Genomic DNA, 22982 nt, shown 5'->3' with positions numbered 1-22982 from the left:
TAGGTAAAGTGGAGGCAAAATCCGTCTTCCCGGGGGGATCCGCCATGCCCACACCGCGCCTCAGCCAGACTCCGCTGCCCGGAATCGGCGTCCGCTACGACCTGACCACCAAGGACGAACAGCACGTCTCCGTCGTCGCCCACCGGGACGGGACCCGCACGCTCAGCGCGTACGAGAGAGACGACCCCGACGCGTGTTCCCTGTCACTGCGGTTCACCTCCGGCGAGGCGACCGCCCTCATCGACGCGCTGATGCCCTCCCACCACAGCCCCAGCCTGCTGTCCACCACCGACCTCGGGCTGGTCGCCGAACGCGTCGAACTGTCCGCCCTCTCCCACTGGAACGGGCGGGTCCTGGGCGACACCCGGATGCGCACCGACACGGGCGTGTCCATCGTCGCCGTGCTGCGCCGGGCGGAGGCCATCCCCTCGCCGGGGCCCGACTTCCGGCTGGCCGGAGGCGACACGCTCATCGTCATCGGCACCCGGGAAGGCGTCGACGCCGCCGCCGGGATCCTCGGACGGGAGTGATCGGGTGCATTCCGCGGTCATCCTCATCGAGTTCGGGGCGATCATCCTGGGTCTGGGGCTCCTCGGCCGGTTCGCCGGGCGTCTCCAGCTCTCGCCCATACCGCTGTATCTGCTCGCCGGGCTGGCGTTCGGCAAGGGCGGGCTGCTGCCGCTGGCCGCCAGCGAGGAGTTCGTGGCGATCGGCGCCGAGATCGGCGTCGTCCTGCTGCTGCTGATGCTGGGGCTGGAGTACACCGCCAGCGATCTGGTCAGCAATCTGACGACCCAGTACAAGGCCGGTCTGGTGGACGCCGTCCTCAACGCCCTGCCGGGCGCCGCGCTGGCGCTGCTGATGGGCTGGGGGCCCGTCGCGGCCGTGGTGCTCGCCGGCGTCACCTGGGTGTCGTCGTCCGGGGTGATCGCCAAGGTGATGGCGGACCTGGGGCGACTGGGAAACCGGGAAACACCGGTGATTCTGAGCATCCTGGTGCTCGAGGATCTGGCGATGGCGGTGTATCTGCCGATCATCACGACCCTGCTGGCCGGGGCGGGACTCGCGGCCGGGAGTGTGACGCTGGCCGTCGCGCTGGGGGTGGCGGGGCTCGTGCTGTTCCTCGCGGTGCGGTACGGGCGGGTCATCTCGCGGTTCGTGTCCTCCGACGACCCGGAGAAGCTGCTGCTGGTCGTGCTGGGGCTGACGCTGCTCGTCGCGGGCATCGCGCAGCAGCTGCAGGTGTCGGCGGCCGTCGGGGCGTTCCTGGTGGGGATCGCGCTGTCGGGGGAGGTCGCGGAGGGCGCGCACAATCTGCTGTCGCCGCTGCGGGATCTGTTCGCGGCGATGTTCTTCGTCTTCTTCGGGCTGCACACCGATCCGGCGAGCATTCCGCCGGTGCTGCTTCCGGCGGCCGGTCTGGCGATCGTCACGGCCGGTACGAAGATCGGGACCGGCTACTGGGCGGCGCGGCGCGCGGGAATCTCCGTACGGGGCCGCTGGCGCGCGGGCGGGACGCTGGTGGCGCGCGGGGAGTTCTCCATCGTCATCGCGGGGCTGGCGGTGACGTCGGGCGTGGAGCCGCGGCTGGGACCGCTGGCGACGGCGTACGTGCTGATCCTGGTGGTCGTCGGGCCGCTCACGGCACGGTGGACGGAGCCGGCGGCCCGGCTGGTGGGCGAGCGGTTCACCGCCCGCCGGAAGGCCGTCGTACCGGCGCCGCGGGAGCCCGTGGAGGCGGCGGACCGGGAGCCGCTGTAGGCGCTAGCGGCTGCGCAGGGCGCGGATCAGCTGGTCCTTCGTCATCTTGGACCGGCCCTCGATGCCGACCTTCCTGGCCTGGGCGTAGATCTGCTCCTTGGTCTGGTCCTCGTACGTCCCGGCCTTCCCGCCGGAGCGCCCCACGGCCTTGCGTGAGGTGGCGGCGGCCTTGTTGGCGATCCGGGCGGCCTTCTCCTTGCCGGCGCCCTCACGGCGCAGGGCCCGGTAGGTCCGCTCGTCCTTGATCTGCGCTCTGGGCATGGCTCACAGCTCCGTAACGTCGTCCGTACCCCTGTCTCCACAGCTACGCCCGTCCCGTCCCGCCCGCCACTTCTGGGCGGCCGACGGGACGGGCGCCTGACGTCCACCGCCCATCCGGCCTTCCCGGCAGCACACTTGACAGCGTCGAAGGTCTGGACCAATGTACGAACTCATGCAGCCCACGCCCGCCCGGCGCGTCCGCCGCCGCCGTCCGCCACGCCTTCACCGCGCCGCCACGGAGGTGCCGTACTTCAGCGCCGACGGGGAGTCGTACCTCGCGCAGACGTCCCTCCGCGAGCGGACGAAGAGCCATCCGCTGCGGGTGCTGAGCGAGGCGGACTTCGCGCACTGGCAGAGCTACGGATACGTCGTCGTACGCGAGGCGATACCGGCGGCCGCCGCCCGCGAACTGCTCGACTTCACCTGGGACTTCCAGGGCCTGGACCCGTACCGCCCGGACACCTGGCACGAGGAGCGGCAGTTCCGGTCGGCTCTCGACCAGCAGCTGCACATCTACGGGTTCGTCGAGGCGTACCACCACCAGCTCCTGTGGGACAGCCGCCAGACACGGCGCGTGTACGACGCGTTCGTGGACGTCTGGGACTGCGAGGAGCTGTGGGTGACCCTCGACCGGCTCAACCTCAATCCGCCGAACGTGAAAAACCGGGACCGCGCGCTGATCGACCCCACCGACCGGGGGTTCGACATCGAGCTGCACTGGGACATCGACACCACGCTCGACGTACCCCCGCAGCGCGTGCAGGGGATCATCGCGCTGAACGAGACCCGGGAGGAGCTCGGCGGCTTCCAGTGCTGTCCGGAGCTGTTCCACCGGTTCGACGCCTGGAAGGCGGAACAGCCCGCCGGCCGGGATCCGATCCGGCCGGCAATCGACCGGGCCGAGTTCCCCGTCGTACGGCCCGAGCTGCAGCCCGGTGACCTGCTGATCTGGAACGGGCTGCTGGCCCACGGCGTCGCCCGCAACACCTCGGCGGACGGGGCGCGGGCGGTGCAGTACCTGTCGATGATGCCGGCGCTGGAGGAGCACGAAACGCTACGGGCGTCGCGCATCGACTCCTGGCGCCATCTGCGCACCCCGCGCTGGAACCCGACGCTCACCGGCGACCCGGTGCGCCCCGAGGCGCGGCGGTACCCGACGGCGGAGCTCGACGGGCTGGGGCGCCGGCTCCTCGGCCTCGACTCGTGGCACGCCCGGGAGCCCGCGTGCGCCGTGTCCTCCTAGCGCTGCCCACCGACCGGGCGTGCCCGGACGCCGTCGCCGCCCTGGGGGCGGAGGCCGCCTACGCGGCGCGGAACTTCGACGTCGAGGTCCACGTGGGGGTCCTCGACACGTCGGAGGCTCCGCAGAACGCGGCGGCCGTCCGGGCGCTGCCCCCGGCGCGGGGTGTGGTCGTGCACCATCTGGGTACGGCCGCCCAGCGCGCGTTCCTCCGTCAGGCCGTCGACGGTCTCCCCGAGGCCGGGCGGCTGCTCGGGCTGCTGCTGCCGGAGGGGGTGTCGTACGGGGCGTGCACGAACCGGGCGTTCCTCTTCGCCGCCGCGCTGGGCTGCACGTCGGTGCACCGGCGGGACTCCGACAGCCGTTATCAGTACTACGGGGGTTCGCCCGTCTTCCCCGTGCACCATGAACTGACGTCCCTGGGGCGGCGGGCCGCCGACGTGGCCGGTGACGTCACCCGCAGCCGGCTCGATCCGGCCGCCCGGGACCGGCGGGTGGCGCTGGTCGGGGGGTCGTTCGTCGGGGAGATGTCCGTGGATCTGGCGGAGCTTCGGTCGGCTGATCCGGACGTCTATCAGGACGTCGTCGGGCTGTGGATCCCGGACGACTGTCCGCCCGCGTGGCGGCGGCGGCTGGTCGAGTCGTCCTTCCGGGGCGCGGGCGGAGCCCGGTTCGACGGCGACCACACCACGCTCACCGCCGTCAGCCCGATGCGGGTGGACATGTGCAACATCAGCCTGTCGCACGAGGTGTACGGACGGGTGCCGCTGCCGCCCGCGAGGGACACCATCGGCACGGACTACTTCCTCACGCATCTGGTGCACGACTCGGGGCTGCCGGGGGTGTTGCACAACCGGCACATCGTCAACCACTACACGGGCGAGCGGCGCACGGACGCCGGGTTCCTCGCGTACCAGCTGCGGTTCGTTCGCTTCCTGCTGTCGACGGGGTACCTCAACGCCGTGTACGCCCGGACGCTCGCGGCCGGTGACGCGCTGCTGGACGGGGACGGGTTCGTACGGGCCGGCGCGGTGGCCGCGTACGTGCACGAGAGCGTGGGGCTCGACCGCTCGCGGAACGCCGGGAAGCTCGACGTGATCGAGGGCTCCTACCGCAAGCTCGGCGGGCGCTGGACGGCCGTCGCGGACGCGGTGGCCGCCCGCCGCGGGGGGCTGCTGGAGCGGGCGGCGGGCGATATGGCGGACTTCGGTTTCCTGATCGACGGCTGGCGGTCCCTCGTACGGGCGGTCACACCGCCGGGTGACTGATCAGGCGGCCGTCCGGCGTCACCGCCAGCAGCCGCCCCGCGTGCGAGGCGAGCACCGTCGCCGGCGGGAAGGCTGCGACCGGGGTGAACGGGAGGCCGGTCAGCACCGGCGGGCGGGAGAGCACGCCGTCCGGCCCGATCCCGTACAGCCGGGCGCCCAGCACCGTCAGCGACACCGCCTTCCCCGCCGGACCGAGCACCGTCCAGGGGGCGTCCGCCGGATGCGCCGGCCGGTGATGCAGCGTGTCGTCCCCCGGCGTCACTGCGAACAGGGTGTTGTCGCACATCGCCAGCGCCCCGGTCCCCTCGGGCACCCGCCCCGCGTCGGCCCACGGCGCCGCCCCCGGGACGGGGGCACGGTGGACGAGGCGGTCGTCCGCCGTCACGGCCAGCAGCGCCAGCGGCATGGGGTGACACGCCTCCCTCGGCGCGGCGAGACAGCGCAGCTCCACCGGGGGACCGTCCGCGGGGCACGCCGTCCACGGCAGGTTCTGGTCCGACGGCTCGCGGTACAGCAGCGTCGAACCGTCCGCCGCCACGGCGAACAGCAGCCCCTCGCAGGACGTGAGCGCCCGCAGCCCGGGCGCCGGGCCGACCGTGTGCCAGCGGGGCGTGGGGGACGCGCACGAGAGGCGGTCGAGGACGTTGCGGGTGACGCGGTCGACCGCCGGATCACCCAGCGCCCGGCCCCAGCAGATGGTCGCCGCGTTGAAGACCGTACCGGCGCCGAGGCGGTGGGTGCCCATGGTGGCCCAGCCGCCCTGCCCGTACACCCGCCAGTGCCGCAGGTCGGCGGTGGCCAGGGTGGTGAACGAGCGGGGGGTGCCGTCGCGGCCGGTGGAGCGGGGGACGCCGAGGGACCAGTCGAGTTCGGCGGCGTCCGTCTCGTAACCGAGGCTCCCCCGGGCGAAACTGTCGCCGTCCGACAGGCCCGTCCCCTCGAACACCCAGTGGTCGGCGAAGCGCACGGTGTACGCCTCCTCCCCCATCACCGTCATGCCCGGCCCCCAGGCGCCCGCCCCGGCGCGGAAACTGACGCCCGTCATGGTGTTTTCCGGGCGGTCGACGGGGGAGGCGGACCATTCGACGGTCGCCAGCGCGGGGTCGACGGCGGTCATCGGGTCGGCGGCGGCGTCGCGGTGGCAGACCATCGTGCGGCCGTCGTCCTCGAGGCGGATCTGCCACCAGGCGGTGTTGCCGGCGAAGACGGCGAGATTGCCGCCCTTGCGGACGAAGCCCTCGACGCTGTCGCGCATGCCGGCGGTCCAGTACTCGTCGTGTCCGTTGACCACCAGCAGCCGGTAGGGGGCGAGCAGTTCGGCGCCGTCGTGCAGGTCGAAGCCGGAGCAGTACTCGACGGGGCGGCCGGTGCGGTGCAGCCACCGCAGCAGCGGCTCCTCCCAGCGCTCGGGCGGCGGACCGCCGCCGGGGGCGGTGAGGTCGACGCGGGAGGCGCGGTGGGGCTGCTCGGCGTAGTAGATGCTGCGGCCCGGTTCGCCGGCGCGGTGGTAGGCGCGCCAGGTGGCGAAGGGGATGGAGACGAGGATCGCGGAGGTGGTGGCGGGACGGGCGGCCCGTACGACGAACCACACCTCGTACTCGGCGTCCCGCTCCGCCTCGGGCACCTCGGGGCGGTGGTCGTGGAAGCTCGCCCGGTACAGCGAACTGGGCCAGTCCTGCGGTACGTCGAGCTCCCAGGCCGTCGCTTCGGCGATCTCCGCCGTGGCCCGTACGACCTCCGCCACGACGTCCGTGACGACGACCCGTCCGGTGAGCGGCCCGCTGTCCCCGGCGGTCAGCCCGAAGCGGATCCGGCCGCCCTGGACGCAGGAGCGGGTGTCCGTCCGCGCCACCGGCCGGGCGACGGGCGTGGTGGTCACGGGCGGTCCTCCAGGAGGTCCGGCAGCTGGGCAAGCGTGGGCGGGGTGCCGAAGGCGGAGGACACGACGACCTCCTCGATCGCCCGCAGCTGGGCGTGGATCGCGGGGGGCGGCAGATAAACGGTGTCGGCCATCAGCGTGACGGTGAGGGCGGTGCTGTCGCCGGAGACGTGGACGCAGTAACGGCACGCGACCAGCTCCTCCTTGGACGCGAAGTCGAGTGTCGTACGGCTGCGGAGCTCCGCCGGCTCCGCGGCGTCCGGCGCCGGGCGGGCCGTCGGGGGGCGGTCGACCAGGCGCATGTCGTTGAAGCAGCAGTACGGGTGGATCTCGGTGCCGCGCTCACGGGACACCCGTTCCCGCAGGGCGTCGCAGTCGGCCGGATCGTACGAGGCCGCCCGGTAGCCGGCGAGGGCGGCGGGCCAGGCGTCCGCCAGCAGGCCGGTGAAGGTCGTCGCCGGGTCGTCGGGCATGCGCAGGACGAACAGGGCGTCCTGGGAGAGGGTGCTGACGAGGTTGTGCCGGTCGGCACCCGCCCGGTTGCCGGCGATCGGCATCACGGCGGCGGCGGGATGGCCCTGGCTCGCGGCTACGAGGGCCGCGGCGGCGGTCAGCAGGACCGTGGAGCCGCTCACCCGGTGCCGGGCGGCCAGGGCGTCCACGGCGCGCGGGAGGGCGGCGGAGACCAGGCGTCCCTGCCACCAGCGGGGGGTGCTCGGTTCGGCGACGGGACGGGCGAACATCGTCGGGGGGACCTCGCGCAGGCCGCGCTCCCACAGGGCGAGGGACGCGGCGCTGGTCCGGCGGCCGGCCGGGGAGTGCTGGCGGTGGGCCAGGTCGTACGGGGTGTCGGGGCAGGCGGGCCCGGCGGATCCCCGGCGGACCAGCAGCCGCAGGTCGCGGACCAGCACCTCCGCGCCGTGTCCGTCGGACGCCAGGTGGCACAGGGCGAGGACCACGTGGGTGATCCGCCCGCCGCTGCGGACGGCGGCGAACCGGACGGGCCACTCCTCCGCGTAGTCGAAGCGCCGGCCGACGAGCTCCGTCAGGAGGGCGTCGGGGTGGGCGTCGTCGTGGACGGTGAGGTCGATGGTGCCCGTCGCGTGGAGCTGCTGGCGGGTGTCGCCCTCGTAGTCCGTGACGACGCGGGTGCGGAGGGACTCGTGGCGTTCCATCAGCGCGGTGAGGGCGGTCGTCAGGCGGGGGACGTCCACGGGGGTGCCGCGGTCGGCGAGGGGGAGGACGCGGCCGAGGTTGAAGTAGTGGTCGTTGGGGGCGGTGCGCCGGATCGCATGCCAGATCGCCCGCTGACCCCAGGTGAGCGGCGCTTCCCCGGCGCGCCCGCCGGTGAACGGGACGGGGAGGGGTTCACCGGCGGGCGCGGTCCGTGGGGCGGTGAGCGGTGCCGTCATACGCTCGCGCCGAGGTCCCGGACGAGGGTGACGAGCCCGTCGAGTCCGGCCGTGTAGAGGGTGCGGTCGGCGAGGTCGATCACGATCCCGAACTCGGCCTCCAGGGCGTCCGCCAGGCGCAGCAGCGACAGGGAGCTGACGCCGAGGGCGGTGAGCGGTTCGGTGGAGGCGAGGAGTTCGTCCACGCCGACGGTGTGGTCCGTGGCGCGGGAGACGAGCTCGGCCAGGTGCTGTCTGCCGGGGACGCTCACCGGGCGCCTCCCCGGGCGGCAAGGCTGGTGCGCAGGCTGAGCGGGCGGATGTCGGGCCAGACGGAGTCGACGTGGGCCGTGCACTCCTCCTCGGTGCCGGAGAAGCCCTCCTCGCGCCAGCCGGCGGGGAGGGGGGTGCCTTCGGGCCAGAGGGCGTGCTGTTCCTCGTCGTTGACGGCGACGATGTAGCGGTTGCTCATGGGTCACTCCTTGAGGGCGCGGACGGCGGTGGCTACACCGCGTGCCGTGGGGGTGTCGAAGAAGACGTCCAGGGGGACGTCGATGCCGAGGTTCTGGTGGATGCGGGCGGCCATCGCGGTGATGGTCAGCGAGTGGCCGCCCAGGTCGAAGAGGTCCTCGTCCGGGCCGAGGTCGTCGAGCTCGAGGACGTCGCGCCAGATCTCGAGGACGGCGGTGTCGATGGCGTCGAGCTCGTCGGCGGCCCCCTCGGGTGCCGCCGGTTCCGGTCGGGCGGACGTCGGTTCGGGGAGGGCGGCGCGGTCGAGCTTGCCGTTGGGGGTCAGGGGGAAGGCGTCGATTGCGACGTAGGCGTTCGGGAGGACGGCGGCGGGCAGCGTTTCCGCGAGATGGGCGCGCAGTTCCGTGGGATCGAAGGCGGGGTCCGTCAGGACGACGTACGCGACGAGCCGCCGGTCGGTGTCCGGGCCGCGCAGGGCGGCGGCGGCTTGGGCGACGGTGGGGTGGGTGGCCAGACGGGCCTCGATCTCGCCGAGTTCGATGCGGTGGCCGCGGAGCTTGATCTGGGTGTCCGAGCGGCCCAGGTACTCCAGCCCCCCGCCGGGCGCGCGGCGGACGAGGTCGCCGGTGCGGTACATCCGGGCGCCGGGCGGGCCGTACGGGTCGGGGAGGAAGCGGGCGGCCGTCAGACCGGGGCGGCCGCGGTAGCCGTGCGCGACGCCGTCGCCGGCCAGGTGGAGCTCGCCGGGGACGCCGTACGGGACGGGGCGCAGGTTCGCGTCGAGGACGTAGACGCGGGTGTTGCAGAGGGGTTCGCCGATGGTGACGGTGCCGTCGTCGGAGACGGCCGGGTCGGCATACGTGGACCAGATGGTCGTCTCGGTGGGGCCGTACACGTTGACGAGCCGTGTGGTCGCGGCGGCCAGTGCGGCGGCCAGCGATACGGGCAGTGCCTCGCCGCCGGTGAGCGCGGTGAGGCCGGTGTCCGTGAGGCCCGCGTCGAGGAGCAGGCGCCAGCCGCTGGGGGTGGCCTGGACGTGGGTGACCCGCTCCTCGGCGAGCAGGGCCAGCAGGGCGGGGCCGTCGCGGTGGACGCCCTCGGGGGTGAGGACGACCCGGCCGCCGGTGATCAGCGGGAGGAACAGCTCGACGCCGGAGATGTCGAACGACAGTGACGTGAGCGCGAGCCACCGGTCGCTCGCCCGGGAGCCGAGCCGGTCGCGGAGGCTGCCGAGGACGTTGGCCAGCGCCGAGTGCGGGATCTCCACGCCCTTGGGGCGGCCGGTGGAGCCGGAGGTGTACAGGACGTACGCCGGGAGGGCGGGGTCCGGGGCGGCGGGGAGCGGCGGGGTGTCCCCGGTGGCCGGCGCGAGGTCGGCCGGCGTCAGGTCGCCGGGCTGCTCGGGGGTCTCGGTGACGCGGAGGGTGAGGCCCGCGTCTGCCCGTACGAACGCCAGCCGTTCGGCGGGGTAGCCGGGGTCCAGGGGCAGGTACGCGGCGCCGGCGGCCATGGTGGCGAGGACGGTGACGAGCTGGTCGAGGCCCCGGGGCAGGCCGACGCCGACGAGGGTGCCGGGGCCGGCGCCGTGCCGGGCCAGCGCGGCGGCGGCGTGGGCGACGAGGCGGGCGAGCTCGCGGTACGTGACGGGGGTGCCGTCCGCGACGACGGCCACCGCGTCGGGCTGCTCGGCGGCGCGGGCGGCGAACAGCGCGGGGACGGTCTGCGCGGGGAGTTCGGGGCGGGGCAGGGGGGCGGCCAGTTGGTCGCGCAGTTCGTCCTCCGTGAGGAACGGCAGCTCGCCGACGGGGGTGGCGGGCGCGGCGAGGGCGGCGTCGAGGAGTGTCAGGTAATGAACCGCGATCCGCTCGGCCGTCGCGGGGGACAGTGCGTCGGTGCGGTGCTGGAGGCTGCCGAGGACCTCGTCGCCGCAGTCCACCAGCTGGAGGTGGAGGAGGTTGCGTACCGTCCCGGAGAAGCCGATCCAGGCGACCTCCGCCTCCAGCGCGCCGAAGTCCGGCGCGGCGGCGGGCGGACGGCGGCGGTAGCTCACGGAGAGCGGGGTGAGCGCGGTGCGCGGGGTGAGGCCGCGGACGGCGCGGCCCAGGGGGACGGCGCGGTGCGCGTACAGCGCGCGGAGTTCCGAACGCACCGCCCTCGCCCAGTCGGCGAACGGACGTCCCTCGGGGCCGTCGCTGACGCGCAGGGGGAGTTCGTTCACCGCGAGGCCGACGGCGACCGGTTCGCCCGGCGGGCGGAGGGACAGTTCGACGGCCGTGGTGGGCGCCGGGTCGCCGTAGCGGACGAGGAGGGCGTGCCAGGCGGCGGTGAGGAGTTCGAAGCGGGTGACGCCGAGTTCGCGGGCCGTGCCGGCGAGGGCGGCGGTGCGCCGTTCGTCGAGGCGGAAGGCGGTTTCGGTGCCGGGCGCGGCAACGACACCGTTGTCCGGGAGGGGGGCCTGCCCGGGCAGCAGGGGGATGCCCGGTTCGCGCCAGCGGTCCGCCCAGTGCGTGGCGGCCGAATCGACGTCCGCCTGGGACGGCAGCGTCACCAGGTACGGGACGGCGGGTGCGGGGGCGAGGGGTTCGCCGCGGTAGGCGGCGGCGAGGTCGGCGACCAGACGGTCCTTCGACTCGCCGTCGAACACCAGGTGGTGACCGGTCATCAGCAGGACGTGCCGGTCGGCGCCGCAGCGGAACAGCGTGAACCGGCACAGCGGACCGTCGGTCGTGTCGAACGGCGCGGCCCTCTCTTCGTCGAGCAGCTTCGCCAGATCGGCGGCGGCGCACTCCACGCGGCGCGGCGGCGGCACGGTCGCGGTGTGTGCCCCGGTGCCGTCGGGGGCGGTGCGGGTGGCGAGGGCGGGGTGGTGGGCGACGACGGCCGCGCAGGCCCGGTCCAGGGCGGTGGGGTCGAGCGGGCCGGTGAGGGCGACGGTGACGGCCAGATGGTAGGCGGCGCCGGTGTCGAGCGTGCGCTCGGTGAGCCAGATGCCGTGCTGGGCGGGCGTGAGCGGGGTGGTCATGAGGGGGCCTCGCTGGAGTCTTGGATGAGGTACCGGCGCAGCTCGCGCTTGAGGACCTTGCCGCCCTCGTTGCGCGGGAGGGGGGTGTCCTGGAACACGACGGTGGCGGGCAGTTCGTGGACGGCGAGGCGGTCGAGGAGGAACGTCCGCAGCGCGGTCCCGGTCAGCTCCCCGTCCGGTACGACGACGGCCGCGACGACCGACCCGAGGACGGGGTGCGGGATGCCGAAGGCGGCGGCGTCGACGACCTTCGGGTGGGCGTGCAGGGCGTTCTCCACCTGGAGCGTGGAGACCTTGTGGGCGCCGGACTTCACGACGTCACGCTCCCGGTCGAGCAGCTGCAGGAAGCCGTCCTCGTCCACCCGCCCGAGGTCCCCCATCCGCACCCACCGCCCCTGGAACACGGCGCCGTCCGTCTCCCCCAGATACGCGCGCGGCGCGGTGGGCGACCGCAGCCACAGCTCACCGGGCTCCCCCGGCGCCACCCGGTTGCCGTCGGCGTCGGTGACGCGGAGCTCCGCCAGCGACGCGGGGCGGCCGGGGGATTCGGGGCGGGCGGGGTCGAAGAGGAGGGTGATCTGGGCGGGGGCCGCTTCGGTGGACGTGTAGTAGTTGACGATCTGCGCGTGGGGGAAGGCGCGGCACAGTCCGAGGGCCACCGGCTGCGGGAGGGCGGCGGCGGTGGAGCCGACGAGGCGTACGGTGTCGAGCCCGCCGCTGTCGGACGCTTTGCCCAGAGCCGGGGAGGCGAGCAGTTCGATCGCCGTGGCCGGGACCACGAAGACGCTGCCGACGGCGTGTTCGGCGATCAGCCGCAGGAAGCGGGCGGGGGTGAACTGCGGGGCGGTGACGCAGGTCGCGTGCGCGTTGAGGGCGTTGACGAGCATCGTCTGGCCCGCGTTGGTGCCGACGGGAAAGGCGTGCAGGAACGTACGGGAGTGCCGGAGCGGGCGGCGGCGTTCGTCCAGGGTGCAGCCGTGGACGAGGTTGGCGTGCCGGGCGGTGACGCCCTTGGGGGTGCCGGTGGTGCCGGAGGTGTAGAGGATCTGGGCGTCCGCCCGCGGGTCGAGGTCCGGCAGCTCCGCCTCGGCGCCGGCGATCGACTCCGTGAGGGCGCGTACGGCCGGCGGGGTGCCCGCCGGTGCGTCGGAGCCGCCGTGCAGGACGAGGCGTGCTCCGGCGTGCGTGAGGGCGTGTGTGACGCCGGCGGGGGCGGTGCGGTCCGACAACGGAACGGCGACGGCTCCCGCCCGTAGCACCGCCAGGAACGCGACGGCGAACTCCGTCCAGCGGTCCGTACCAAAGCACAGCCCGACACGCTCGCCGGACGTCACCCCCTCCGCCCGCAGGGCTGCCGCGAGGGCGCCGGAACGGGACTGCCAGTCGGCGAACGTCAGCTCCGTCTTCCCGCACACGACGGCGGCACGCTCCCCGTGCGCCGCCGCCCGGTGCGCGAGGAGGGCGGGGAGGGTGGCGGGGTTCATACGGCGTCCGCCTTCACCCTGCGGTCGGCCGCCGCCCGGGCCCGCTCGCGCAGGCCCACGAGGTCGTCCGGCTCCGCGTCGGGCACGTCCCGGTCGAAGCGGGCGAGGACGGGCAGCCGCAGCCCGATCGCCACCAGCCCCATCATGACCAGCCCGAACAGCACGTACATCAGCGCGATCCCGCGCCCCGGCCCCGTGCCGATCAGCGGCCCGAAGACGGGGGCGAGCGCGCCGCCCTTCTCCATCAGCGGCCCGAACACGGCGGACCCGACGGGGGCGACGACCCCGTGCCCGAGCGGCAGCGTGGACCAGGCGACGAGGGTGTTGAGCGCGAACACCCGGCCGTGGAACCGCTGGGCCACCTTCACCTGGACGATCGTCGTGTAGATCCCGTTGACCAGGGCCAGCGCGAAGGACATCCCGAACGCCCCCGCCGCGATCACCCACAGATTGGCGCGCAGCCCCGTGACGGCGCCCGCCAGGGCGAGGACCGCCGCCAGCGCCAGCATGCCGCGCAGCCGGTGCCGCTTGGGGCCGCCCCAGAAGCCCATCAGGATGCCGCCGAGGATCGCCCCCGCGCCGCCCGCGACGGCGACCCGGGCGGCGCCCTCGAGGTCGTCGAAGGCGAGCACCATCGGAGTGACGAGGAGGAACAGCGGCGACAGGAAGATGTTCAGCCCCGCGAACCACAGCAGCATCGCGCGGAACCCGCGGTGCCGCCAGGAGTGCGCGAACCCGTGCTTGATCTCGGCGACCAGCGACTCGCGGCGGGTCCACGGCATGGTCCGCGGGAAGCGGACGGCGAGCAGGACGGTGATCGCGATCGCGTAGCTGATGACGTCGATGACGAGGATGCCCTGGAGGTCGATCGCCGCCATCAGCGCGACGGCCGCCAGCGGGACGACGAACTGGGCGGTGCCGAACGCGAGCTGGACGATGCCGTTCGCGTGCCCGAGATGCTGCTTGGGGACGAGCTGCGGGACGGCGGAGGCGTACGCGAGGCGCTGGAAGGTGAGCGCCACGGACAGCACGCCGAGCAGGACGTACACCTCCCAGGAGTGGAGGTTCCCGGTGAGCAGCAGCGCGAGGAGTCCCGCCTGGGTGGCGCCCGCGGCGATGTCGCCGGCGAGCATCACCGTGCGGCGGTCGAGGCGGTCGACGAGGGCGCCGGCGACGGGGCCGATCAGGATGCCGGGGAGCATGGCGACGACCGCGTACAGGGCGTAGCGAGCCATCGATCCGGTCTCCAGGAGGATCCAGATCGGGAGGGCGAACTCGGTGAGGGCGGAGCCCGTGATGGACAGCAGCTGGCCGCCGGCGACGAGCAGGAAGCGGCGCATGCTGGGCTGCGGTCCCTCCGCCGCGGCGGAGGGTGGTGGTGTTTCCGCCGCCGGTTCGTCGTCGGGGGCGGCGGGTCCCGTCTCGCCGTAGAACCACCAGGAGTTCTCCGGGTCCTGCGCCGGGAGGGTGTCCGTCGTGCCGTCCAGGACGGCGCGGTGGATGGTGGTGACGGCTTCGGCGACCTCGGCGGCGCGGTAGGCGATGAAGAAGTGACCGCCCTCGTCGAGGACCGCGACGGCGGACCGTTCGGCGAGGAGCAGCCATTCGCGGTAGCGCTCCTGGTAGAAGTCCGCCGCCGGGTCGCGGTCGCCGACGAGGGAGACGACGGGAGCGCGCAGTTTCGGTGCGCCCGCCGCAACCTCCGCGAGGGCGCGCGTGAAGTAGTCCTCGGCGGCGGCGGAGTCGCGGCGCATGTTGCCGATGACGAACTTGATCTGCTCCTCGTCGAGCTCGGAGATGTCGACGCCCATGCCGGTGAGCCAGTTGGCGTAGACGCGGTCGCCGAGGAGCGGTTCGAGGGCGGCGATCTTCCCGAGGGTGGTCAGGAAGCGGCTCTTCGGCTTGGCGAACGGGAACTGGGCGCCGGCGTAGACGGCCTCCAGTTCGCGGCCGGAGGATTCGAGCAGCCGGGAGACGGCGACGGCGAGCGCTGTTCCCACGCCGCAGTGCCCGTACACCACGAGCGGGCCGTCGGTCTTCTCCCGTACCTCCGCCGCGACGGTCTCCGCCAGCTCGTCGAAGTCGAGGTGCTCGTCGGTGACGCCGAGGTCGTGGCCGGGGATGGCGACGGACCACAGTTCGGTGTCGGGCGGGAGCTTGTCGGCGACGGGCTGGTAGATGACGGCGCTGCCGCCGCCGTACGGGACGCACACCAGGGTGAGGCGGCGGCGGTCGGCGGGGATGGCGCGGGTCAGGCGGTGGAGGAGGGCGCGGGGGCCGCGTTCGGACTCGTCCTCGGAGGCGACGGCGGCGAGTTCGCCGACGGTGCGGTGGGTGAAGAGGTCCATCACGCTGATGGGGCGGGCGTCGACGGCGGTGAGCTGTTTACGGGCCTTCGCGACGACCTGGGTGGCGAGGAGGGAGTGGCCGCCGAGGTCGAAGAAGTTCTCGTCGGTGCCGACCTCCGGGAGGTCCAGGACCTCGGCCCAGATCTGCGCCAGGACGACCTCCGCCGGGGTGGACGGCTTCGTCGTGCCGGCGGCGCGGTGGATCTGGGGGGCGGGCAGGGCGCGGCGGTCGAGTTTGCCGTTGGGCGTGAGCGGGAGCTCGGGGACCACCGTGAAGGCGGTCGGCACCTGGTGGTCGGGGAGGCTGCGTTTGAGGGTGGCGCGCAGGGCCGACGGGTCGAGCTCGTCGGCGTCGGGGGCGGCGACGAGGTAGCCGACGAGGCGTTTGTCGCCGGGGCGGTCCTCGCGCAGGACGACGGCGGCGTCGGCGATGCCCGGCTGGGCGCGCAGGGCGGCCTCCGTCTCGCCCGGCTCGATGCGCAGACCGCGGAGCTTGACCTGCTGGTCGATGCGGCCGAGGTGTTCCAGGGTGCCGTCGGGGCGGCGGCGTGCGAGGTCGCCGGTGCGGTACAGGCGGGCGCCGGGCGGGCCGTAGGGGTCGGGGACGAAGCGGGCGGCCGTCAGGCCGGGGCGGCGGTGGTAGCCGAGGGCCACGGCGGTGCCGCCGATGTGCAGCTCGCCGGGGGCGCCGGGCGGGACGGGGCGGAGGCGGGAGTCCAGGACGTACAGGCGGGTGTTGTCGATCGGCAGTCCGATCGGGACGGTGTCGAGCGGGCCCTCGCACTCCCAGGAGGAGACGTCGACGGCGGCCTCGGTGGGACCGTAGAGGTTGGCGAGCCGGAGGTTGGGCAGCCGGCGGGTCAGTTCGCGGGCGGCGTCCGGGGGGAGGGCCTCGCCGCTGCTGACGACCCGGCGGAGGGTGGTGCAGCGTTCGACGCCCTCCTCGCCGAGGAAGACGGTGAGCATCGCGGGCACGAAGTGGGCGACGGTGACACCGGCGGAGGCGATGAGGTCCCGCAGATAGCCGCTGTCCTTCTGACCGCCGGGCTTGGCCAGGACGATGCGGGCGCCGGTTGTGAGCGGCCAGAAGAATTCCCAGACGGACACGTCGAAGCCGGTCGGCGTCTTCTGCAGCACGGCGTCGTCGGGGCCGATGCGGTAGGCGTCCTGCATCCACTGGATGCGGTTGGTGATCCCCCGGTGGGTGTTGGGCACGCCCTTCGGGTTGCCGGTCGAGCCGGAGGTGTAGATGACGTACGCCGTGTCGTCGGGCGTCGGGCCGGCAGGGCGGGTCCTGGCGCGCGGCCATTCGGTGGGGTCGTCCAGCAGCAGCACGCGAGCCGCGCAGCCGTCAGGCGTCGGGAGCTTGCGCTGGGTGAGCAGGACGGACGCGTCACTGTCGTCGAGCAGGAACGCCAGTCGCTCCGCCGGGTAGTCCGGCTCCAGCGGTGTGTACGCGGCGCCCGTACGCAGCACGCCCAGCAGCCCCGCGACGAGCTCCGGGGAGCGCTCCGCCGCGACAGCGACCAGGCTGCCGGGGCCGACGCCCTCGGCGGCCAGACGGGCGGCGATACGGTCGGCGTGGGCGTCGAGCTCGCGGTACGTGAGGGCCGGTGCGCCCTCCATCGCGACGGCCACCGCGTCCGGCGTACGGGCCACCTGTTCGGCGACCAGGGCGGTGAGCGTGGTGGCCGGGCGGTCGACGGCGGTGCCGTTGAACCGCTCCGTTTCGAACACCCGCTCCTCGGGGGTGAGCGATTCGAGGGCGGACAGAGGGACGTCGGGTGCGTCGGCGACGGAGGCCAGCAGGCGGCCGAGGTGGTCGGAGACTCCGGCGATGTCGTCCTCGGCGAACAGGTCGGTGTTGTAGTTGAACGACCCGTACAGCCCGTCCGGCCACTCCTGGAGGAACAGCTCGAAGTCGAACCGCGTGCCGCTCGCCTGCACCCCGAACGGCTCCACCTTCACCGGCAGATCGACGGCGGCGTCGCGCTGCACCGCGTAGTTCTGCACGGCGAGCACCGCCTGGAACACCGGCGGACGCGACACGTCACGCGTCCAGTTCAGCTCGCTGACCAACTGCGCGAACGGCAGCTCCTGATGCGCGTACGCGTTCAGGCACGTCTCGCGGGTCCGGCGGATCAGCTCGGCAAACGACGGGTCGCCCGCCAGCCGCGCGGGCAGCGCGACGACGTTCACGAACATGCCGACCAGCGGCTCCAGCTCCTCCTCCGGCCGCCCCGCGACGGGCGAGCCGACGGCGAAGTCCGTACGGCCGCTGTAGCGCGCGAGGAGCAGCTGGAAGGCGGCCATCAGCACCATGTAGACGGTCGCGTCGTGCTTGCGGCCGAGGGCGGTGAGGCGGTCGAGGAGTTCGCGGTCGATCTCGAAGGCGTAACCGGCGCCCTCGAACGTCTGGCGCGGCGGCCGCGGCCTGGAGAACGACAACTCCAGCGGCTCCACCCCGGCGAGTTCGGCGCCCCAGTGGGCGACCTCGGCGGCCAGCCGTTCGCCGCTGAGCAGGTCGCGCTGCCAGATGGCGAAGTCGCCGTACTGCACCGCCAGCTCCGGCAGCGGATCGGGCTCCCCGGCCACGCGGGCGGCGTACGACCGCAGGATCTCGCCGAGCAGCACCTCGCTCGACCAGCCGTCGCCGACGCTGTGGTGGACGACGAGGAGCAGCACGTGGTCGTCGTCCGCCAGCCGGATCAGCTCGGACCTCAGCAGCGGACCGTTCTCCAGATCGAACGGCACGGCGGACGACGCGTCGACGATCCGCCCTGCCGCCGCCTCGTCCCCGGCGTCCGTCAGGGTCAGCGCGGCGGGCCCCGGTTCGTCGATGACGAGCAGCGGGCGTCCGTCGTCGGTGGCCGGGTAGCGCGAGCGCAGCGTCTCGTGCCGCGCCACGCTCGCGTCGAGGGCGGCCCGGAGCGCGTCGAGGTCCAGCGGTCCGCGCAGCCGGCGGACGACGGGGATGTTGTACGCGGACGTCCCGGGCGCGAACTGCTCCATGAACCAGAGGCGTTCCTGCGCGAACGACAGGGGGACGTCCGCCCCGGGGTCGCGGCGGGGGATGGCCGCCTTACGGACGGTCGTACGGGAGGCGAGGCGGCGGCGGAGGAGTTCACGTTTGGCGGCGGACAGATCGGCCTTGCCGGCGGCCGGGGTGGTCAGGTCGGCGCTCATGACGTCGGTGCGGTTCCTTCCGGGGTGTCCGACGCCGCCAGGAGCTCCTCGGCGTCGGCGTCGGACAGCGTGTCGATCTCGGCGACCAGGGCGGCTTCGACGGCCTCGGCGAAGGCGGCCACCGTGCGGTGGGTGAACAGGGCACGCAGCGGTACGGACAGGTCGATCGCGGCGCGGATACGGGCGACGACCCGGGTGGCGAGGAGAGAGTGGCCGCCGAGGTCGAAGAAGTCGTCGTGGGCGCCGACGGCGTCCACCCCCAGCACCTCCTGCCAGACGTCGGCGACGAGCTCCTCGGCGTCCGTCCGGGGCGCCACGTGCGGGGCGCGGGGGCGGTCGGCGGCGTCCGGTTCGGGGAGGGCGCGGCGGTCGAGTTTGCCGTTCGGCGTGAGGGGAAGGGCGTCGAGTTCGACGAACGCGCCGGGGATCTGGTGGGGCGGCAGGACGGTGGCCAGGGCGGTGCGCAGGGCGGCGGGGTCGAGGCTGTCGCCGACCACGTACGCCGCGAGGGTGTCGCCGCGGGCGGTCACCGCCGTCTGCGCGACGCCGGGGAGGGCGAGGAGGGCGGATTCGATCTCGCCGGGTTCGATGCGGTAGCCGCGTACCTTCACCTGATCGTCGATCCGCCCCAGGAACTCCAGCGCCCCGTCGGGACGCCGCCGCACCAGGTCGCCGGTGCGGTAGCGGCGGGCGCCGGGCGGGCCGTCGGGGTCCGGGACGAAGGCGCGGGCGGTGGCGCCGGGGCGGCCCAGATAGCCGTCCGTGACGCCCGCTCCGCCGATCACCAGCTCGCCGGGGGTGCCGGGCGGTACGGGGGCGCCGTGGCGGTCCAGGACGGCGACCGTCGTGGCGCCGAGGGGGCGGCCGATGGGGGGACGGCGGACGGCGTCGTCGGCGCCGAGGTCGGCGGTCGTGGCGATGATCGTCGTCTCGGTGGGCCCGTACGAGTTGATCAGCCGTACGCCGTTCCCGAACCGCTCCCGCCACGCCGCGACGGCCTCCGGCCGCACCTGGTCGGCGCCGAGGATCAGCAGGCGCAGGGTCTTGGGCCAGGGCGTCTCGTCGAGGTCGGCGACGAGGTGGTGCCAGTACGGGGTCGGCAGGTCGATCACCGTCACGCCGTCCGCGTACGGCTCGGCGAGCTGGTCGGGGAGCGCGGCGCCGGGGCGGGCGCTGATCAGGACGGCGCCGGTGGCGAGGGCGGGGAAGATCTCCTCGGCGCTGGTGTCGAAGGAGAGGGTGGCGTACTGCAGGACGCGGTCGGCCTCCGTGAGCCCGTATCCGTCGCGCATCCAGGCGACGCGGGCGGCGAGCGCGCGGTGCGGGACGAGGACGCCCTTGGGGGTGCCGGTGGAGCCGGAGGTGTAGATGAGGTAGGCGGGGTCGTCGGGGGCGGCGGGGGTCTCTTTGAGCTCTCTTGAATCCGAATCGTCGTCCGTCCCGACCGCCAGCACCGGGATCCCGGCGTCCACCCCCTCGACCGGCGCCCCGTCCGGCGTGAGGAGCAGCGACGCCCCGCTGTCCGCGAGCATGAACGCCAGCCGCGACGCCGGGTAGTCGGGGTCCAGCGGCAGATACCCGGCGCCCAGCCGCCAGGCGGCCAGCATGGCGACGACGGCGCGGGGCCCGCGCGGGAGGCAGAAGGCGACGAGGTCACCGCGGGCGACCCCGTGGGCGGCGAGGCGGTGCGCGAGGGCGCGGGAGGCGGCGGCGAGTTCGCCGCGGGTGAGGGTCTCGTCGGGGCCGGCGATCGCGGTGGCGTCGGGGCGGTCGGCGGCGGCGCGGTCGATCGCCTCGAGGACGGTGGGGGTGTACGGGGCGAGCTGAGGCCCGTACGACTCGGCGGCGAGGAGCTTCTCCTCGTCGGCGTCCAGCAGCGGCAGCCGGTGCACGGGGGTCGCCGGGTCGGCGAGGGCGGCGCGCAGGAGGGTCTCGAAGCGGGCGGCGTAGGCGGCGGCGGTCGATTCGTCGAGCAGATCGGTGCGGTAGCCGAAGATGGCGTGGAGGTCGTCTCCGTCGGGCCGTACGTCGACGCCGAGTTCGAATTTGGCGGCGGTGTGTCCGCCGTCGATTTCCGTACACGTCAGATCGGCGAACCGCTCCTCGCCGAGCGCGCCTCCCGCGTGGGTGTGGACGGCGAGCATCGTCTGGAAAACGGGCGTCCGTCCGGCGTCGCGGTCGGGGCGCAGTTCGTCGGTCAGCCGCTCGAAGGGGATACGACGGTGGGTGAGGGCGCGCATCCACTCGCCGCGGATGCTTCGCAGGAGGGCGTCGAAGGTGGGCGCCCCCGTGAAGTCGGCGCGCAGCACGAGAGCGGACGAGAAGTAACCGACCGTCCGCTCGCTCTCGACGGTGTCCCGGGCGGCGGTCGGTACGCCGACGCAGAAGTCGTCCTGTCCGGTGCAGCGGTGGAGCAGCGTCTGGTACGCGGCGGCGAGCACCATGAACGGCGTCACCCGCCTGCCCCGCGCGAACACCTCCAGCTCCGCCCCCAGCCCCCGCAGCACCCGGGTGTGGTACGCCCCGCCGCTGCTCGGCTCGTCGGTCCGTGGCCGGTCGAGGGGCAGCTCCAACGGGAGTGCGCCGGCGAGCCGTTCGCGCCAGTAGTCGAGCGCCTGTACGGCCTCGGGACCGTCGAGCCAGTCCCGCTCGGCGGCGGCATGCGTCAGGAAGGAGGGGGGCGGGGGGAGTTCGGCGGTGCGTCCCTCGCGGTGGGCGGCGTAGTGCTCGGCGAGCTCCGCCCGCAGCAGGCCGAGGGACCATCCGTCGGCGACGATGTGGTGCAGCACGAGGGAGAGCAGGTGCTCGTCGTCGGCGGTGCGCAGGAGGCCGGCTCGTACGAGGGGTCCCTCCGCCAGGTCGAAGGCGAAGTTGCTCATCGCGGCGAGCAGGGCATCCGTCTCGCCCGCGGGCCGCCCCCGCAGATCGCGCTCGTCGAGCTGTACGGGAGCGGGCGGGTCGACCACGACGGACGGCCGTCCGTCCTCGGCGGGGAAGCGGCTGCGCAGTGCCTCGTGCCGCGCGACGACGGCGTCGAGGGCGGCGCGCATCGCGGCGGGATCCAGCGCCCCGCCGAAGCGCAGCACGAGGGGGATGTTGTACGCGGGGTCCCCCGGCTCCAACTGGTCCAGAAACCACAGGCGTTCCTGCCCCACGGACAGCACGGCGGTGTCGTCGGCCACCGCTTCCGCCGCGGTGTTCCCGGTAGACACGAATGGAACTCCTGTTCGATCCAGGGTGGTACGCCGACCGGGGCCCGCACCACGAACCCCGGCGCAGCCGGTTCACACACAACCCGCTTGCGACAGTGACGCGTTCGGGAGTTGAGGGGCGCCTTGATGGGGCTGCCGCGACAGCACGGATGCTATGGAGCGATCACCCGTGGGGTCAATGGTCTGGACTAATTACCTGATGTGGCCATGGGCCAGGGAAGCCCCAGTTCAGACCGTATGCAACCGCATACGGAGCGGAGTCGTCGCTGGCCCTTGGCTGTCGCGGGGCCGCCCCTGCCGAAGCGTGCGGCAGGTGTCGCCGGATGCGCTGGGGGATCGTCTTCGACATCGGCGAGTTCATCGGCCACCTCACCCGGTGGATACCGGAACTCGCCGGGCCGTCACGGCTTCGCGGGCGACAGCTTCCGGCACATCCTGATCCCCGGCGATCTCAGCCATGCGAAACCGGACCCGGAAATCGGGGCCGCAGCCCGTGAAGCCGAGCAGGAGATCGCGGCTTCCCTGGCCTCGCAGGCCCATCCACCTGCCGTTTCATCGCCTCCACGTCTCCCCCGACAGCATTCCCGCAATTCGAACTCAGATCGGTTGCGGGGCCATTGGTCCCGACCCGAAGGACCTGTGGCTCACGATTCCCCACACCCCACCATGCCAATGTGCGACGGCAATACAGACCACCCGAAATTCGTGGGCCCCACAAGCCGACGAGAACGGACCGCACATGTCACCCATGACACCCCTGCCCCCGTCCCCCGGATACCCCGTCCACCGCCCACGGCACCGCCGTTCCGCCTGGGTAACGGCAGCCCTGATAGTTCTCCCGCCCCTCGGCTGGTTACTCGCCGGGCTGAAGCGCGAATGGACGATCAAGCACCGCGTGCTCGTCATCACCGCCTCAGCCCTGTGGTTCGCCCTGGTCCTCCCGACAGGCGGCGACCCCAAGCCCCCGGAAAGCAAGGCCCCCGCCCCGAAGCCCACGCCCTCGACCGCGCCGCCGGCCCCCACCACCGCAGAGCCCCAACCCACAACACCCCCGCGGATGCCCACCGTCACCGGCCGGTCCTACGACGAAGCATCCACCGCCCTCACGGCACGCGGAGTCACGGACATCAGCCTGACCAGCGCATACACCGACGTCACCCTCCCGTCCGCCCCGACCGACTGGACCGTCTGCTTCCAGACCCCGGCCCCCGACACGACCATCGACAACCCGCAGACAACCTCGGCCAACCTGGCCCTCGTACACCCGACGGGCACCCGCCGCAACCCGCCCCCGAGCCCCACCACCAACCCGGTGGACGAAGCCCCGCCCAGCGTCTACTACGCGAACTGCGCAGCCGTACGAGCAGCCGGCCAGGCCCCCCTGTACAGGGGCGAACCCGGCTACAGGCCCGCCCTGGATCGCGACAACGACGGCACCGCCTGCGACACGTGAGGCCAC

Annotated in this window: 14 protein-coding genes; 5 read left to right on the top strand and 9 right to left on the bottom strand. The window is 73.6% G+C overall.

What is annotated here, in order from left to right; genetic code table 11:
* Positions 1-44: 44 nt before the first annotated feature.
* Together SRB5_RS28120 and SRB5_RS28115 are read left to right on the top strand one after the other, a co-directional pair.
* A complete protein-coding gene (locus tag SRB5_RS28120; protein WP_153456258.1) occupies positions 45-530 on the top strand; it encodes a cation:proton antiporter regulatory subunit in 486 nt (161 codons plus the stop codon).
* A 4-nt stretch (positions 531-534) separates the two neighbouring features.
* Positions 535-1761 (top strand): cation:proton antiporter, encoded by a 1227-nt coding sequence (locus SRB5_RS28115; protein WP_323378617.1) that lies wholly within the window; start codon positions 535-537, stop codon positions 1759-1761.
* Positions 1762-1764: 3 nt separating this feature from the next.
* Here the strand turns inward: SRB5_RS28115 and SRB5_RS28110 are convergent, their stop codons facing one another.
* On the bottom strand, positions 1765-2022 hold the full coding sequence (locus tag SRB5_RS28110; protein ID WP_153456257.1) for a DUF7218 family protein: 258 nt from the start codon (positions 2020-2022) through the stop codon (positions 1765-1767).
* Between the two features lie 160 nt (positions 2023-2182).
* On the opposite strand from SRB5_RS28110, the gene SRB5_RS28105 reads away from it, so the two are divergent.
* On the top strand, positions 2183-3265 hold the full coding sequence (locus SRB5_RS28105; protein WP_228390508.1) for a phytanoyl-CoA dioxygenase family protein: 1083 nt from the start codon (positions 2183-2185) through the stop codon (positions 3263-3265).
* Positions 3247-4530, top strand: a complete 1284-nt coding sequence (locus SRB5_RS28100; protein ID WP_323378616.1) for a DUF6271 family protein — start codon at positions 3247-3249, stop codon at positions 4528-4530. Before SRB5_RS28105 ends, SRB5_RS28100 begins: the two co-directional genes overlap by 19 nt.
* On the opposite strand, the gene SRB5_RS28095 is transcribed toward SRB5_RS28100, so the two are convergent.
* The 8 genes from SRB5_RS28095 to SRB5_RS28060 all read right to left on the bottom strand — a co-directional run bounded on the left by SRB5_RS28095 (position 4511) and on the right by SRB5_RS28060 (position 21523).
* Positions 4511-6340, bottom strand: coding sequence for a N,N-dimethylformamidase beta subunit family domain-containing protein (locus SRB5_RS28095; RefSeq protein ID WP_323378628.1), 1830 nt, complete (start codon positions 6338-6340; stop codon positions 4511-4513). The two genes, SRB5_RS28100 and SRB5_RS28095, sit on opposite strands and share 20 nt — an antisense overlap.
* Positions 6341-6405: 65 nt before the next feature.
* Complete coding sequence (locus tag SRB5_RS28090; RefSeq protein ID WP_153456256.1) at positions 6406-7821, bottom strand: condensation domain-containing protein; 1416 nt, start codon at positions 7819-7821, stop codon at positions 6406-6408.
* A complete protein-coding gene (locus tag SRB5_RS28085) occupies positions 7818-8072 on the bottom strand; it encodes an acyl carrier protein (protein ID WP_323378615.1) in 255 nt (84 codons plus the stop codon). Before SRB5_RS28085 ends, SRB5_RS28090 begins: the two co-directional genes overlap by 4 nt.
* A complete protein-coding gene (locus SRB5_RS28080; RefSeq protein ID WP_153456254.1) occupies positions 8069-8272 on the bottom strand; it encodes an MbtH family protein in 204 nt (67 codons plus the stop codon). Before SRB5_RS28080 ends, SRB5_RS28085 begins: the two co-directional genes overlap by 4 nt.
* A gap of 3 nt (positions 8273-8275) precedes the next feature.
* Positions 8276-11293 carry a non-ribosomal peptide synthetase gene (locus tag SRB5_RS28075; RefSeq protein ID WP_153456253.1) on the bottom strand — a complete coding sequence of 1006 codons (3018 nt, stop codon included), beginning with the start codon at positions 11291-11293 and terminating at the stop codon, positions 8276-8278.
* Entirely contained in the window at positions 11290-12777 is a 1488-nt protein-coding gene (locus SRB5_RS28070; RefSeq protein WP_153456252.1) for a class I adenylate-forming enzyme family protein, read from the bottom strand. Before SRB5_RS28070 ends, SRB5_RS28075 begins: the two co-directional genes overlap by 4 nt.
* Complete coding sequence (locus tag SRB5_RS28065) at positions 12774-18311, bottom strand: non-ribosomal peptide synthetase/MFS transporter (protein WP_153456251.1); 5538 nt, start codon at positions 18309-18311, stop codon at positions 12774-12776. Before SRB5_RS28065 ends, SRB5_RS28070 begins: the two co-directional genes overlap by 4 nt.
* Complete coding sequence (locus SRB5_RS28060) at positions 18308-21523, bottom strand: amino acid adenylation domain-containing protein (RefSeq protein ID WP_323378614.1); 3216 nt, start codon at positions 21521-21523, stop codon at positions 18308-18310. The genes SRB5_RS28065 and SRB5_RS28060 overlap by 4 nt, the downstream gene beginning before the upstream one ends.
* A gap of 895 nt (positions 21524-22418) precedes the next feature.
* Between SRB5_RS28060 and SRB5_RS35985 the strand changes: the two genes are divergently transcribed.
* Positions 22419-22976, top strand: coding sequence for an excalibur calcium-binding domain-containing protein (locus SRB5_RS35985; RefSeq protein ID WP_194293049.1), 558 nt, complete (start codon positions 22419-22421; stop codon positions 22974-22976).
* Positions 22977-22982 lie beyond the last annotated feature (6 nt).

The organism is Streptomyces smaragdinus (assembly GCF_009604385.1).
Taxonomy (GTDB): Bacteria; Actinomycetota; Actinomycetes; order Streptomycetales; family Streptomycetaceae; genus Streptomyces; species Streptomyces smaragdinus.
This window is presented reverse-complemented; position numbering and strand designations above follow the sequence as displayed.